Origin of the sequence: Rhodococcus sp. 14-2496-1d (genome assembly GCF_002259365.1) — a bacterium.
Taxonomy (GTDB): Bacteria; Actinomycetota; Actinomycetes; order Mycobacteriales; family Mycobacteriaceae; genus Rhodococcoides.
In genome coordinates this window covers 13,189-28,284 of sequence record NZ_NPFV01000027.1, presented here as the reverse complement: position 1 = coordinate 28,284, position 15,096 = coordinate 13,189, and the positions used below count along the sequence as shown (strand labels likewise).

Sequence of the window (15,096 nt, the reverse complement as noted above, 5' to 3'; positions counted from 1 at the left end):
AGATCAAGCCTTGACGAGTACAGGATCGGTGGCGTTGGCCGGATCGGTCAGGTCTCTGTCGCGGGTTTCCGGAGCGAACGACGCGGCCACGAGTACCGAGATCGCCATGATCATCATGTACACGGCGACGGGAACCCAGGAGCCGGAGAACGCGGTGATCAGAGCCGCGCACAGCAGCGGAGCGATGCCGCCGCCGAACACCGAGGCGAACTCGCGACCCAATGTCACCCCGGCGTAACGGTATCGGGCACCGAACATCTCCGGGAAGTAGCTCATCGTGACGCCGACTGCTCCCTGGCATGCCAGGATGAATCCGATGATCATCACCAGGGTGATCAACGTGTGCGAGCCCGTGTTGAGCGCCATGAAGGTCGGGACCGGCAGAACGACGAGCAGGCTGACGATGCCGATGTACACCGGCTTGCGACCCACCTTGTCCGAGAGCCATCCGAAGCCCCAGGCCGCGATGCCGCCACAGATAGCTCCGATCAGCAACACCTTCGGGATGAACGTGGGGTCCACGCCGACGTCGTTCTTCATGTACGAGGCCATGAACACCTGGTACGTGTAGGACTGTGCACTGATGCCGACGGTCATGAACATGACGATGAACAGCGGCCGCTTTCCGTTGGCGAACACTTCCTTCACCGGTGCCTTCGGGCGCTCCTGGGCCGCTTTGAGCTCCTGGAAGACCGGAGACTCGTTGAGCTTGCGCCTGATGATGAACGCGGCAACGGTGACCAGAATGCTGCTGAGAAACACCATTCGCCAGCCCCAGGACATCAGTTGGTCATCGGGGAGCAACTGGGCCAGAATCCAGGCGATGGCTCCGAGCGCGGTGCCGAGTGCTGCTCCGGTCATGACGAGGGCAGCCAATCGGCCACGTTTGCCGATTTCCGCAGTCTCGGTGAGAAGTGTTGCGCCACCGGACTGTTCGGCTCCCGCTCCGAAGCCTTGGAAGAACCGACACAGTACCAGCAAGACCGGGGCAAGTAGGCCAACCTGTTCGAATGTCGGCAGCAGCCCGATGGCCATCGTCGCTCCTCCCATCAACATCAGGGTCGCCACGAGCACCCATTTGCGACCGAGCCGGTCACCGTAGCGAGAGAAGAACAGCCCGCCCAGCGGACGAGCAAGGAACCCGACGGCGTACGCGCTGAAACTGGCGATGATGCCCGCGGCCGGAGAGATGTTGGGAAAGAACAGTTTGTTGAAGATCAGCGCAGATGCCGTGCCGTAGATGACGAAATCGTACTGTTCGAGCGTGGTGCCGATGAGGCCGGCCCACGCCGCGCGTCGTACCGCGGTCGGATCATGCTTGGCCGGAGCGATTCTCGGAGAATCCGACGGTTCTGTGGTCGTGTCCATGGTTGTCCTCGGGTGAAGTTACGGCCTGAGCCGAACGAAGGAAGAAGGAAGGAGTCAGTCGAGTGTGGTCCGGGATGCTGTGACGACAGGGCGGGGCGAAGAACTCCCCGCTTCGACGGCTGCTGCCATCGGACCATGACGGACAACAGTATTCATCAAATCCGCTGTGCGTGTGATGAATTCGGGATATTCGGCCAGTTCGACGGGGAGGATGTCGCCACGTTCGAGAACCGATCGAACGACATCTTCACTGGACGCTGCCGAGGCGGCAAGTCCTGCCAATCGCGCACGTGCTGGGTCGGCCATCGCACGTGCGTGCGGGCCGGGATCGAAACCTTCGGGAGGGCATACGCAGCAGAGATACGCGGCCAGGGTCAACGAGAGATGTTGCGGTACAACGCCGTTGCGCAGGTGATACAGCACGGGGGTCGGGATTCTCTGCGCCAGCTTCGCCGAGCCGTCGGAACCGACCTGTGCCGTTCGATGGCCCAGAGCGGAATTGGACCACCGTACGAACAGCTGAGCGATGTAGTCCTCGATGTCCACGTCGTCCGGAACGGGCACGGTGGGGAGGTATTCGTCGACGAGTACCGCTCGCGCCGCGGCCTCGACGAACGGCCGTCCGATCGAATCCGGGATGGTCGCGCGACCGTCCAGAGCGCCGAGATAAGCAATGAGAGAGTGCGTTCCGTTGAGCAGCCGCACCTTCATCAGCTCGTAGGGTTCGACGTGCCGAGCGAATACGGCACCGCCGGCCTCCCACCGCGGACGACCTGCGACGAAGTTGTCCTCCATCACCCACATCGTGAACGGCTCGGCCGGGACGGCGATGGTGTCCACTGCACCCAATCGGGCACTGGACTCTGCGTCGTACGACTCGCTGCTGGACGGGACGATGCGATCGACCATGGAGTTGGGGAACGTCACCGACGTCGCCAACCAATCGATCACGTCGTCGGCACCGCAGCGGGTGAGGAACTGGCGCACGAGAGCCGCCGTGCGGTCCCCGTTACCCAGCAGGTTGTCGCAGCTGGCCACCGTGATCGGAGTTCCGTGACTTCGAGCCCGCACCGACAACGCTCGCGCGAGCTGTCCCACGGTCGTCGTCGGCGTGTCCGGCCGGGCCAGATCCTGCTGCACTGCAGTCGATTCGAGATCCAGTTCACCGGTCAGGGGCGAGAACGTGTAGCCGAGCTCGGTGACGGTGATCGTGACGATCCTGACGTCCGGGTCGGCAATGGCTCGGACGACGGCCGCGGGGTCGTGCGCGGCAACCATGACTCCGGTATGCGCTCCCGGCACACTCACGCGCGAGCCGGACGGAGAGATCTCTACGACCCCGTAGAGCAGGTCCTGCGCGAGCATGGCATCCGTGATCGCCCGAGATCTGTTGGCCACACCCAGAATTCCCCAGCGTCCGCCGTCCTGCGCCAGCGCGGCCGCGGTGTACACGGCCTGGTGTGCGCGGTGGAAGTTCCCCAGTCCCAGGTGCACGATTCCGGTTCCGTCCGGCCGCGTGGGGGCGAGCCCCGAGCCGGCGAGTGCGGAACGGGACAGTCTCGCTTCACTCATCTCGTCACCAATCCGTCATGGAACCGTCGAGGCGACGCGCAACCGGTAGATACGCGGGTTCGTACGGATAGCTCGCCGCCAACGATTCGTCCATGTCCACGCCGAGGCCAGGCGCATCACCCGGGGTGAGATAGCCATCTGCGAACGACCATGCGTGTGGAAACACTTCGTCGACCAGCGGGTCGTAGCCCATGAATTCCTGAATTCCGAAGTTGGGCGTCGCCATGCCCAGGTGCACACTCGCGGCGAGGGTGATCGGCGAGACATCGGACGGTCCGTGCGGCCCGCAGCGAACCTGGTGCACCTCGGCGAGCGAGAAGATCTTGCGCACATGACTGATGCCGCCGGCATGCGCGATGGCGACGCGAATGAAGTCGATCAGCTTCTCGGAGATCAGCTGCTGGCAGTCCCAGATGGTATTGAACACTTCACCGATGGCGAGCGGAGTCGTGGTGTGTTGGCGCACCAGCCGCAGGGCGCTCTGGTCCTCGGCGGTGGTGACGTCCTCGAGCCAGAACAGATCGACGTCCTCGAGCGACTTGCCCAGTCGCGCAGCCTGTTGCGGAGTCAATCGATGGTGCGCGTCGTGCAACAGTTTCAGTTCGGATCCGACGTGTTCACGTACCGCTGCCAGTACGCCGGGGACATGATTGAGGTAGGCGTCGGTATCCCACACTTCCTCGACCGGAAATGCACCGCGCCCAGCAGGTTCGTATCCCTGCGCCCCTCGGTGCACGCCGTACACCGAGTCGAGACCGGGAACTCCCGACTGGGCACGCACGGCGCGAAAGCCCTGTGCCCGACGCCGGTCGACCGAGTCGATCAGTTCCGCGGTGTCCCATCCGGTGGCATGGGTGTACGAGAGGATGCGATCCCGGACGGCTCCGCCCAGAAGTTGGAAGACCGGCTGCCCCAGCGATTTTCCCTTGATGTCCCACAGTGCGAGGTCGACTGCCCCGATCGCGGCCATCGTCACCGGTCCGCGTCGCCAGTAGACACCGCGGTAGAGGTACTGCCAGGTATCCTCGATGCGCGCCGGATCTCGGCCGATCAGCAAAGGCGCGACGTGATCGCGTAGGTACGACGCCACCGCGAGTTCCCGGCCGTTCAACGTTGCGTCGCCGTAGCCCACGACGCCGTCCGCGGTGGTCACCTTGAGGGTGACGAAGTTGCGGGTGGGGCTGCAGACGATCACGTCGGCAGCGATGATCCTGTCGGTCACGAGATCACTGCCTCTGCCATGAAGTTCTTGCCGGCAACGATATTGATCAGTGGTTCGTGCGCTGCGAGTCGACCGATGTTGGCGGTGATGTCGTCGACTCGGCCTTCGAAGGTTTCGCCGGTGATGCCGGACGAGTGGGGTGTCATCAGGATGTTCGGCAACGTGTGGAACGGATGCGGCGATGGTGCACCGACACCGTCCGCCGACGGGTAGTCGTACCAGACGTCGATGGCGGCTCCCCCGAGCGAACCGGTCGACAACGCCTCGAACAGCGCATCCTGTTGGACGAGTGGTCCGCGTCCGACGTTGATCAGGACCCCCTCGGCTCCCAGGGCCGCAAGTTCCGTGGAGCCGATCATTCCGGTGGTGCGCTCGTTCAGTGGTGCGGATACCACCACGACGTCGGCCTCGGTCATCAGGTCGGAGAGGCGGTCCGTCGAGGCAGCCCAGGTCAATCCGTTCTCAGCGGCGTCGACCGAACCGCTGCCCGTGACCGCGATACCGGTGCAGCCGAATGCGCGCAGCAGTGCCCAGGACTGCGCGCCGATGTGGCCGAAGCCCACGAATCCGACGGTCGCCGAACCCAGTGAGCTGGACTGCCGAAGCGTCCGGTCGTAGACCGGCGACGCCCATCGGTCTTCCCGCAGTTGCCGGTCCTGTTCGAGGAATCGGCGGCGTAGCACAACCGCGGTGGCGGCAACGTACTCCGCGATCGACCGCTCGTGGTGAAAGGTGTTGGCCACCAGTGTCTGCGGGCTCAGAGCATCGAAGGCCACGCCGTCGGTGCCGGCTCCGGCGACGTGCACCAACCGCAGCTTGGGCGATGCTTCGGCCAGCGCGGCCGGGAACTTTCCGCCGACGTACACGGTCGCGTCGGCGACGTCGGCGGCAATCGCATCGACGTCGAAGTTCTCGTGCCACGACAGGGCGACGTCGGAGGAAATCCGATCCTCGAATCGGGCGCGATGGGGCAGCAGGTTCGAATCTGCGATGACGACCTTCACTTCGATTCGTCCTTTCCCGGAACGAGAGTGCGTGTGTGGACGGGGCCGGACGAGGCACGGACCACGAGTTGGGTGGGGAGATGGATGGTGCGCGCGGGCGAATCGGGCTCGGCTGCGCGTTGGAAGACCAGGTCGGAGCTGACGAGACCGGCGCGACCCATCGGCACGCTGATGCTCGTCAGAGCAGGATGCGCCAGTTCGGCAAGAGGTGAGTCGTCGATGCCGACGACGCTGAGATCCTCGGGAACCGCCAGGCCCATCGACCGGACTCCGTTCATGACTCCGATGGCCATGGGATCGTTGTGGGTCATGACCGCGGTGGCCCCCGTCGCGACGACGCTGGCGGCGGCGGCGTGACCACCCGCAAGGGTTTCCTGCTGCCAGCCCAGCACGTCCAGCACGATTCCTCGTGCGGCACAGAACTGTTCGACGGCGTCGACACGTCGCGCGTTGGACCAGGATTGTGGCGATCCCTGGACGTACGCGAGGTGCGAGTGCCCCAGAGCTGCCAGGTAGTCCACGGCTTGCCGAATTCCGTCCTCCGAATCGGCGACGACGCAATCACATTCGTCCGAGGACCGGTTGACGAGCACGAGCGGGGTGTCGCCCGCCAACTGAACGATGTCCTCTGCGGGCAGGCGCGGCGCACAGACGATCAATGCGTCGACTCGCCCCTGCAACTCCCCGATCACCTCACGCTCACGGTCGGCGCTTCCGTCGGTGTCGGTCAGGACGATGGTCTGCCTGCGATGCCAGCCCTGGGCCTGGGCAGACTTGACGAAGCTTGCGAAGACGGTGTGGCCGATGTCGGGTACCACGACCGCGACGGTGGTCGCCGCAATGCGAGTGTCCGACGATCGACCCGAGGCGGCGACGTAGCCGATGTCGTCGGCGACCGCGATGATCCGGGCGAGTGTGTCGGCACCGATACGGTCGGGATTGCTGAACGCGCGCGATGCCGTCGACAGGGATACGCCTGCTTGCTGTGCCACCTGCGTGAGCGTTGGTGCCATGGTTCACCTCGGGGGTTCGTTGTGATGCTGAGCACAACGATTGCAGATGTTGCACAAACTTGTCAATACCTTGCACAAGCCCTTCCGTGTCGACCGCGCGGCGGACTTTGACAGACTCCATGGACCGCTTCGTCGACGAGCAGGAGATTTCACGGTGCGTACATTCCCCCTCCCCCACACCGGAACAGAAGTCTCGAGCATCGTGCTGGGGTTCATGCGCATCACCGACGTGGACGACGACCGGATCAGGAGGTTGGTGGACACTGCCCTCGATGTGGGCGTGACGGTGTTCGATCACGCGGATATCTACGGCGGTGCCCCGCACACATGCGAGAAGCGATTCGGCGACGCGGTGACACTGACCCCGTCGCAGCGTGAGGCCATCAGCATTCAGAGCAAGGTCGGTATCCGCGACGGCTGGTTCGACTTCTCCGAAGAACACATCGTCACCACGGTCGAGGCGTCACTCGCGGCCCTCGGTGTCGATCACCTGGACACACTTCTGCTGCACCGACCGGACGCCCTCGTCGAGCCGGAGGAGGTCGCAGCAGCGTTCGATCACCTGCACGAGTCGGGCAAGGTCCTGGGCTTCGGCGTCTCCAATCACACACCCGGCCAGATCGAGTTGCTGAAAACCGCTGTGAAACAACCGATTCTCTTCGATCAAGTACAGCTGAGCATCGTGCACTCGCCGTTGATCGCGTCGGGGCTGACCGCCAACATGGGCACCGAGGATCAGTCGATCGACCGCGACAACGGTCTGCTGGACTACGCGAGAACGCGCGGCATCACCCTGCAGGCATGGTCACCGTTCCAGAGCGGGACGTCCTCCGGTGTGTTCGTGGGTGACCGCGAGAACTACCCCGAACTCAACGTGGCGCTCGACGAGATCGCCGACGTACACGGCTCCACCCCGTCGGCAGTGGCAACGGCCTGGATCACCCGGCACCCGGCCGACATCCAGGTCGTGCTCGGCACCACGAACCCCGATCGAGTCGTCGAGGCCGCCGGAGGTTCCGATCTACGCCTGACCAGGCAGGAGTGGTACCGCCTGTTCCGGACGGCAGGCCACACACTGCCCTGAACGATGCTCAGCGCCGTCACATCTGCCGTTACCTCTTCGTTACCGACTAGCTATCGATCCGTGATGATCAGTCTTCGATTCGGTGACGTTGCGCTGTCAGGATTACTGCACGGCATGCAACGGAACCTGTAGCCCTCGGGTTCCACCCAGCGCATGTCGGTCGTTAGGCCATCCGAACTGAGAGGTTCGCACCGTGACTGTCACCGACCACTTCGATTCCCGCTTCGCAACCGCCGAGACCGCCGATGCTCGCTTCTCGATCGGTATCGAGTCCTACTCGCCTCGCCTGACGGTGGTTCGTGCCGGCGGCGAACTCGATTTGACATCGCGCTCCAGCTTGGCTGGGGAACTCGACGAGGCGCTGCGCGGCGAATCGGTTGTGCTGCTGGACTTGTCGGCGGTGTCGTTCATGTACTCGGGCGCAGCGAGCGTGATCATCGACGCTGCCGCTCGCGCGGCAGACCGCCTCGAGATCTTCGCTCCGACGCGGCCCGCACGCATGGTCCTCGACGCGCTGGGTTTGGCGACGATCGTCGACGATCCTCGCGCAGCCTGACCTGTCGAGGTTTACCAGTTCGTCGTTTCGGTGACCCTGGGCTGACATGGACTCACAAACGGCTGCGGCCGTGAGTCGTCTCCACTGAACCGAAGCGGCTCGTTCGACTTGCCGCGTGGAGCATTTCACGCACACCGAGGCAAGGATCGACAATGTCCGACCAGTTCAGCAAGTCCGACCCGACCACCGCATTTTCGATGCCCGACCGGGCCGAGCAAGCTCGCCTCGAGCACCCGGGACTGACCCGCGACATGGTCTCCACTCCCGATCACGGCGAGAACTCCTACCGTGGATCGGATCGACTGCACGGCCGCAAAGCACTGATCACCGGCGGCGACTCGGGCATCGGCCGTGCTGTTGCACTGGCATTCGCACGCGAGGGTGCCGACGTGGTCATCGCACACCTCGAATCCGAAGGTCCGGACGCGCAGACCACTGTCGACCTCATCGAAGGAGCGGGGCGCGCCGGTAGAGCCATCGCCTGTGATCTCACCGACGAGTCCCAGTGCGTGCAGCTGGTCGACACCGCCTCCGAGGTCCTCGGCGGGCTCGACATCGTCGTCAACAACGCCGCTTTCCAGATGGCTCAGTTGGGCGGCATCGCCGATATCACCACCGAGCAGTTCGATCGGGTACTCAAGACCAACCTGTACGCCTTGTTCTGGATCTCCAAACGCGCTGCCGAAATCATGGACGCAGGATCGACGATCATCAACACGACCTCGATTCAGGCATCGAATCCCTCTCCGGAACTGCTGGACTACGCGACGACCAAGGCAGGAATCGTGGCCTTCACCAAAGGCCTCGCCGGCGATCTTGCAGAGCGTGGCATCCGTGTCAATGCTGTTGCACCCGGACCGATCTGGACGCCGCTCATTCCCGCGACGATGCCGGCCGAGAAGTACGAGAAGTTCGGTGAGACCGTACCGCTCGGACGCCCGGGCCAGCCCGCGGAGTTGGCTCCGTCCTATGTGTTCCTGGCATCGAACGAGTCGAGCTACATCACCGGCGAGACCATCGCCGTCACCGGCGGAACGCCGTTCAACTGACCCCGTCGGCGTCCTTGGATGCACGCCACGCCAGAAGCACACCGCTCCCCTCGGGGCGTCGCCACGGCAGGAACAGCGCAACAGCGATCGCGCACGTCATCGCAGCCGCGACGGTGACAAACGACGCGAGCTGGAAGCCCTCCAACGAGGCCGCCTTCATCGCGTGGATCAGGTCGGCCTTCTGCGTCGCAAAGATCGGGTTCGTGGATGCCTTCACGATCTCGATGACGCTCACGACGGTCTCGCGAGCGAACGCCTTCTGATACGGCTCCATGATCGCGTCGGGAATCGCATCGATCTTCGGACTCACCTGTGCGGTGTAGACCGATGCGACGATCGACCCGAGCACGGCAACTCCGAGAGTTCCGCCGATCTCGCGGGTGGTGTCGTTCACCGCGGATCCTGCACCTGCCTCGTCGAGCGTCACCGAGGACATGATCGACTCGGTGGCAGGGCCCTGCACGATCGCCAAGCCGAGGCCCATCAGAACCATCGAGACGAGAACCGGCCCCAGATAGGGCGTTTCGACCTTCACCTGCCCTGCGATGAACATGCCGATGCTCATCACCACCAAACCGAAGACGATCACGGCCGTGGTTCCGATGCGTTGGGCGATGATCGTCGCCAGCGGCGCACCGATTGCGATGGATATCGCGAAGGGCAGCGAGTGGACACCGAACTGCAGTGGGGTCAACTCCATCACACCCTGGAAATACTGGGTGATCATGAACAGGAAGCCGAACATACTGAAGTACGCCACGGCAATTGCCAAGGCGGGCAGTGAGAATCGCCGGTTCCGAAACAGGTTCAGATCCAGCACCGGAGACGGTGTTCGCAGCTCCCACCAGACGAATGCGACGATGGCAGCCGATCCTGCCAGGTAGGCTCCGATGCTCGTAGCAGACAACCAACCGTTGTGTGGCGCTTCGATGATCGCCCAGACCAACACCGTGATGCCCGCCAACGACAGCGCGATGCCCAGAGGATCGTACTTACCGACGTGCTCTGCTTTCGACTCCGGCACGCAAGCCAGCGCAGCCACCAGAACGAGCAGTGCCACAGGGACATTGATCCAGAACACCGAGTGCCACGAGAAATGCTCTAGCAGGAATCCGCCCGCCGTCGGGCCGATGGCGATGGCAAACCCGGCCATGGCAGTCCAGGCCGCGATGGCCAGCGCTCGCTCCTTGGCGTCGGTGAAGATGTTGATGATAAGGGCAAGGGTCGCCGGAAACACCGCGGCCGCACACACACCCATAGCTGCTCGGGCCGCGACCACCTGCCCGAGATCGGCGGCCACGGCACCGCCCACCGACATCACCGCGATACCGGCCAGCCCGACCACCATGATCTTCTTCCGACCGTAGCGATCACCGAGATGCCCGAACGCAAGCAGCAATCCCGCGAACGTGAGCGTGTAGGCGTCGACCACCCACTGCAACCCACTGATGTCGGCACGCAGCTGCAGCCCCATCGAGGGCAGGGCGACATTGACGACGGTGTTGTCCAGCACGACGAGCAGCTCGGCCGCGCAGATGACGATCAGCGCGAGGTATCGCCGTCGAAATTGCGGCACATCCGCCAGATGACGGGAGGTGGTAAGAGACGACATCTGATTTCCTTCCACTATGACGATCGGCATAGTTATTGAAGGAAAGTTAGCTGTAACTGTCAGTTATAGCAATACCGGCCGCCCATCCTGACCGACGTCAGCGGCCGGCCGACGCCTCCAGTACCGCCTCCAGCAGGGCCGACAGCTCCCCCTCGGTCCGATCCAACGCCGCCGTGGAGCGCTGCGCCTTGGCCATGATCAGCGCACCTTCGATGGCGGCGATCGCGAATGTCGCCAACGAGTACGATCGCTCGCGAGTCAATCCGCGCTGCCACAGCGACGCCGCGATCACGTCCTCCCAGGACGAGAAGGACTCACCTGCCGCGGCCACCGCCTGCGGCGCATGCAACCCCTCGAGCGCAGCAGGCGCGACAGGACAGCCCGCCACGAAATCCGTGGCCAGCAGTTCGCCGCGGAATCCGTCCAGAATCGCCCGCGCGGTCGCAGACGGACCGGCCGAAGCCAGGCCGGCCGAGATCATGGCGCTCATCGCGGCGCCCGCAGTACGGGTCGCCTCTTCCACCAACTGAGGTTTGCCGCCCGGAAAGTGGTGATAGATCGAGCCGCGCGGTGCGCCCGCGTGATCGATGACGTCCGCCAGCGAGGTCGCCTCCACACCGCGTCGACGAAACAGGTGTGCGGCGCTGCGCAACATGTCGTCCCGAGCACTGCTTCGATTCGCCATCCCAACCCCTCCCGAGGACGCCACAATGATTGACGTGACGACTCGTTACATCTACAGTCCCTCTGTAGCTATGTTGTCCATCATAGCTGGAGCCGCAGTCCAGGAACCGGAGCAACGCCATGTCCCCTGACACCGACGTGATCGACCTGAGCAGCCCGCTCACCCTCGCCTGCGGGCAGATCCTGCCGAATCGCGTGATGAAGGCAGCTCTCAGCGAAGGACTGTCCACCGCCGAGCACGGCCCGGACTCGCGCCTCGAAACGCTGTACCGCCGGTGGGGTGCCGGCGGCTACGGCCTGGTGGTGACCGGCAACGTGATGGTCGACCGGTCCCATCTCGGCGAACCGGGCAATGTCGTCATCGAAGACGACCGCGACCGCGATGCGCTGGCCCGCTGGGCGAAAGCGACGTCCGACGGCGGTGCACCCATCTGGATGCAGCTCAATCACCCCGGTCGACAGGCCAATCCGCTCGTCACCCGCACCAAGCCCGTTGCGCCATCTGCCATCGCACCCAACATTCCGGGGATTCCGGCACCTCGGGCGTTGAGCGAGAACGAGATCCACGACATCATCGGTCGATTCGCCACCGCGGCGGCTGTGGCCGAGACGGCCGGCTTCGACGGCGTCCAGATCCACGGGGCGCACGGCTACCTGGTGTCGCAGTTCCTGTCGCCACTGTCCAATCGACGCGACGACGCCTGGGGCGGCGACCTCGACGGACGGATGCGATTCGTGCTCGAAGTCGTCCGCGCAATCAGAGCGGCGGTGTCGCCGAGTTTCGCAGTGGGAATCAAGCTGAATTCGGCGGACTTCCAACGCGGCGGGTTCAGCGAGGAAGAATCACGCATCACCGTCGAGCATCTCGTTCGGGAATCCATAGATCTCATCGAAATCAGCGGTGGCAGTTACGAATCACCGGCGATGATGGGCACCGCGAGCACCCGCGATCGCGAGGCGTACTTCCTGGAGTACGCGCGGACGGTGCGAGACGCGGCCGCAAGCGTGCCACTGGCGGTCACCGGCGGCTTCCGTACCCGCTCGGTGATGAATGCGGCAGTGCAATCGGGTGAGTGCGACATGGTGGGCCTCGGCCGTCCGACCGCCCTCACCCCTGCCGTCGCGAACTCTCTGGTCGACGGCACTCTCGACCGGGTCGAATCGCCGCGCGTGGCTCTGCGCGTCCCGTCGAAATCCAGTGCGTACAAGCAGATCAACGGCGCTCTCGATCTGCAGTGGCACACCGACCAGTTACAGCTCATCGGTGCTGGGCGGCAACCGAATTCGAGCCGTCCGGCATGGAAGACTGCGGCTACGATGATGCAGCGCAACGGCTGGGACGCGTTCCGCAATCGCCGGGGCTCCGCTCGGGTCGAGACATCTGCTGCCGCGACGAAGTTTCGCCGCGAGCGCTGGATCGGCAAGCACATCGCGAATCCGGTCGTCAACGGACTCACGTCGATCGGCGTCCGAACCTCCCTGGTCACCGATATCGAGACCGTCGGCCGCAAGTCCGGCCTGCGCAGGCAGGTACCCGTGTCGGCAGTGTTCGACGAGACCGGAGCCTGGCTGATCTCCCAGCACGGAACCCGATCCGGTTGGGGAGCCAACATCACCGACGAACCCAGAATCAGAATTCGTGTGGGCAGCCGATGGCGTACCGGCACAGCAACGTTCGTTCCCGACGACGACGTCGCGCTCCGAGCGCGATCCTTCTCAAACAATCCGGTGCTCGGACGCCTCATCGGCGCGGGCTTCCGAGCGCTCCAGACCGACCCGGTGTCGGTGCGAGTCGAGTACGACGATTGAGTTCGTCGTCCGACACCCGTCGGACGGCACCGCTTGCACTTCCTCCATACGACAAGTGACACAGGACACAATTGTGCCGACTATGGGTTCATGACCAATTTCCCCACTCTCGACCCCGAACTCGCCGCAGCCGTCACGATGCTCCCGAGTGTCGATTTCGGCGACCTTCCCGCAGCACGATCGACCTTCACCGCACTTGTCGACGCCATGCTCGCCGACCTGTCCATGGACGGAGTTTCCCTGCGCGAGCTCGCCGTCCCTGGACTCGACGGTGCACCGGACGTTGTCGTTCGATTCTTCACACCGGAGCACGTCGACGGACCGTTGCCCGTGCTGGTGTGGATCCACGGCGGCGGATTCGCCATCGGGACAGCCGCGTCCAGCGATCCCTACTGCGTGGACGTCGTCCGTGAACTCGGTTTCGCAGTAGCCAACGTCGAGTACCGGCTCGCCCCCGAGACGCCGTTCCCCGGGCCGCTCGACGACTGCTACGCGGCGGTGGCGTACATCCACTCTCATGCGGACGAACTGGGCGTGGACCCGGACAGAATCGCGGTGGGCGGTCAGAGCGCCGGTGGCGGCCTGGCGGCAGGAACGGTGCTGCGGGCTCGAGACGAGGGCGTGGTGCCGGTGGCGTTCCAATTGCTCGAGATTCCCGAACTCGACGACCGACTGCACACCGTGTCGATGACGGAATTCGTCGACACACCGATGTGGCACCGGCCCAACGCGATTCTGTCGTGGCAGTACTACCTGGGCGAGTCGTACAGCGGACCGGACGACCCGAACGTCTCGATCTACGCCGCTCCCGCTCGTGCCACCGATCTGGCCGGACTCCCACCGACGTACGTCTCGACCATGGAGCTCGATCCGCTTCGTGACGAGGGCATCGACTACGCGGTGCGGTTGCTGCAGGCAGGCGTGAGCGTCGAATTGCATTCTTTCCCCGGCACTTTCCACGGATCCGCGCTATTGGCGACAGCAGAGGTGAGCAAGCGCGGACATGCGGAAGCGTTGGACGCCCTGCGTAGGGGCTTGCGCCTTCGCGTACCCGCCTCGTAGCGTCGCTTCATGCAAGGACTGATGTACCGGCTCGCGGAGCTCGATGCCGACTCCGCGGGCCTGGTGCGCGTGATCGACTATTTCGACGCACTGATCAGACACGGCGCCGACACCACCGCGATGCTCCGCGCCAGCGCTGCTCTCGCCGATTGCGTGGTCGGAATCGACGTCGTCGGGACGTCCGGCGGACACCGCCAGCGTGCGCGGTGCGATCCGAAGGGCCGCTGGCTGACTCAGGCCGCGGGCGAGCGGTCGGCAGCCAAAGACGTTGTCGTCGACGACGTCGTGATGGGCTCGGTGTGGATCGAGCGCGCAGGTCCCGCGCTCGCTCTCGACGACATGCTCGTCGATCGAATGGCCCTGACCGCAGCCGTCATTCTGGTACCACGGCACAGTCCGTCCGCTGCCGAACACACCCGTTCGGTGTTGTTCCCTGTGGACGACATCGCACTGCTGAGCTCGCTGACCGCCTTGCACATCGAACCGACCGACCGAGTGAGAGTGGCCATGGCAGCCGCGGACTCACCGCCGGGACCTGCCTCGCCGACGGCCGGTCGGTCGGTGCCGATCACGGTCGACGACCACGTCCTCTACCTCCTGACGGACGAACCGCCCGCACCGCCGGTCGGCTGCTGCCATCTGGGTGTCTCCCTTGCCCTGCGCGCCGACGATCTCCATCGACACCTCGGGAATGCTCGATTCGCCCTGGCGCAGGCAAGTGAGTACCGACCCGTCGTGATCGCTGATCGGCTCGGTGCACTGAACCTGCTGGACAGGGGAAGTTCGTTGACACTCCGCGACGTTCCCGACCTCGTGCGCGCGAACGAACTGCGCGCCACGCCTCACGGCCGGGAGTTGCTCGGCACGCTTCGCGCGTACCTGGGATCCGGAAGCCTTCGGGCGACAGCAGACCGAACGCACCTGCACCACAGCAGCGTGGCGCACCGACTTGCGAAGGTCTCCGAAGCAGTGGGGTACCCGGTCGATTCGATCGAACACCGTGCCCGCGCGACCGCAATGATGATGGTGCTCGACGGCAGCGACACCGCAGTCGCATAATC

At 64.4% G+C, this 15,096-nt stretch carries 13 protein-coding genes; 6 read left to right on the top strand and 7 right to left on the bottom strand.

Annotated features, from left to right (window positions below):
* Positions 1 to 3: 3 nt before the first annotated feature.
* Genes CH296_RS19120 through CH296_RS19100 form a run of 5 tightly spaced genes read right to left on the bottom strand, consistent with a single transcriptional unit; the run spans position 4 to position 6,179 of the window.
* On the bottom strand, positions 4 to 1,368 hold the full coding sequence (locus tag CH296_RS19120) for an MFS transporter (RefSeq protein ID WP_032394635.1): 1,365 nt from the start codon (positions 1,366 to 1,368) through the stop codon (positions 4 to 6).
* Positions 1,369 to 1,422: 54 nt separating this feature from the next.
* Complete coding sequence (locus CH296_RS19115) at positions 1,423 to 2,940, bottom strand: mannitol dehydrogenase family protein (RefSeq protein WP_094685532.1); 1,518 nt, start codon at positions 2,938 to 2,940, stop codon at positions 1,423 to 1,425.
* Positions 2,941 to 2,944: 4 nt separating this feature from the next.
* Entirely contained in the window at positions 2,945 to 4,162 is a 1,218-nt protein-coding gene (gene manD, locus CH296_RS19110; protein ID WP_094685531.1) for a D-mannonate dehydratase ManD, read from the bottom strand.
* Positions 4,159 to 5,166, bottom strand: coding sequence for a 2-hydroxyacid dehydrogenase (locus CH296_RS19105; RefSeq protein ID WP_094631031.1), 1,008 nt, complete (start codon positions 5,164 to 5,166; stop codon positions 4,159 to 4,161). Before CH296_RS19105 ends, manD begins: the two co-directional genes overlap by 4 nt.
* Positions 5,163 to 6,179, bottom strand: coding sequence for a LacI family DNA-binding transcriptional regulator (locus CH296_RS19100; protein ID WP_094657831.1), 1,017 nt, complete (start codon positions 6,177 to 6,179; stop codon positions 5,163 to 5,165). The genes CH296_RS19105 and CH296_RS19100 overlap by 4 nt, the downstream gene beginning before the upstream one ends.
* A gap of 154 nt (positions 6,180 to 6,333) precedes the next feature.
* Here CH296_RS19100 and CH296_RS19095 point away from each other — a divergent pair, with 154 nt between their 5' ends.
* From CH296_RS19095 to CH296_RS19085, 3 genes are all read left to right on the top strand, one after another.
* Positions 6,334 to 7,263, top strand: a complete 930-nt coding sequence (locus CH296_RS19095; protein ID WP_094685530.1) for an aldo/keto reductase family oxidoreductase — start codon at positions 6,334 to 6,336, stop codon at positions 7,261 to 7,263.
* Between the two features lie 193 nt (positions 7,264 to 7,456).
* Complete coding sequence (locus CH296_RS19090) at positions 7,457 to 7,819, top strand: STAS domain-containing protein (protein ID WP_094631028.1); 363 nt, start codon at positions 7,457 to 7,459, stop codon at positions 7,817 to 7,819.
* Between the two features lie 152 nt (positions 7,820 to 7,971).
* Positions 7,972 to 8,868 (top strand): glucose 1-dehydrogenase, encoded by an 897-nt coding sequence (locus CH296_RS19085; RefSeq protein ID WP_094685529.1) that lies wholly within the window; start codon positions 7,972 to 7,974, stop codon positions 8,866 to 8,868.
* On the opposite strand, the gene CH296_RS19080 is transcribed toward CH296_RS19085, so the two are convergent.
* Together CH296_RS19080 and CH296_RS19075 are read right to left on the bottom strand one after the other, a co-directional pair.
* Positions 8,861 to 10,480 (bottom strand): MFS transporter, encoded by a 1,620-nt coding sequence (locus CH296_RS19080; protein ID WP_094685528.1) that lies wholly within the window; start codon positions 10,478 to 10,480, stop codon positions 8,861 to 8,863. The two genes, CH296_RS19085 and CH296_RS19080, sit on opposite strands and share 8 nt — an antisense overlap.
* Positions 10,481 to 10,577: 97 nt before the next feature.
* A complete protein-coding gene (locus tag CH296_RS19075) occupies positions 10,578 to 11,165 on the bottom strand; it encodes a TetR/AcrR family transcriptional regulator (protein ID WP_256980507.1) in 588 nt (195 codons plus the stop codon).
* A 119-nt stretch (positions 11,166 to 11,284) separates the two neighbouring features.
* Between CH296_RS19075 and CH296_RS19070 the strand changes: the two genes are divergently transcribed.
* From CH296_RS19070 to CH296_RS19060, 3 genes are all read left to right on the top strand, one after another.
* Positions 11,285 to 12,973: a nitroreductase family deazaflavin-dependent oxidoreductase gene (locus CH296_RS19070; RefSeq protein WP_094685526.1), complete on the top strand. Its 1,689-nt coding sequence runs from the start codon at positions 11,285 to 11,287 to the stop codon at positions 12,971 to 12,973.
* Between the two features lie 90 nt (positions 12,974 to 13,063).
* The gene (locus tag CH296_RS19065) at positions 13,064 to 14,035 is read left to right on the top strand and encodes an alpha/beta hydrolase (RefSeq protein ID WP_094685525.1); all 972 of its coding nucleotides are present in this window, start codon (positions 13,064 to 13,066) and stop codon (positions 14,033 to 14,035) included.
* 9 nt (positions 14,036 to 14,044) lie between these two features.
* The gene (locus CH296_RS19060; protein ID WP_256980506.1) at positions 14,045 to 15,094 is read left to right on the top strand and encodes a helix-turn-helix domain-containing protein; all 1,050 of its coding nucleotides are present in this window, start codon (positions 14,045 to 14,047) and stop codon (positions 15,092 to 15,094) included.
* The last annotated feature ends 2 nt before the right edge of the window (positions 15,095 to 15,096 follow it).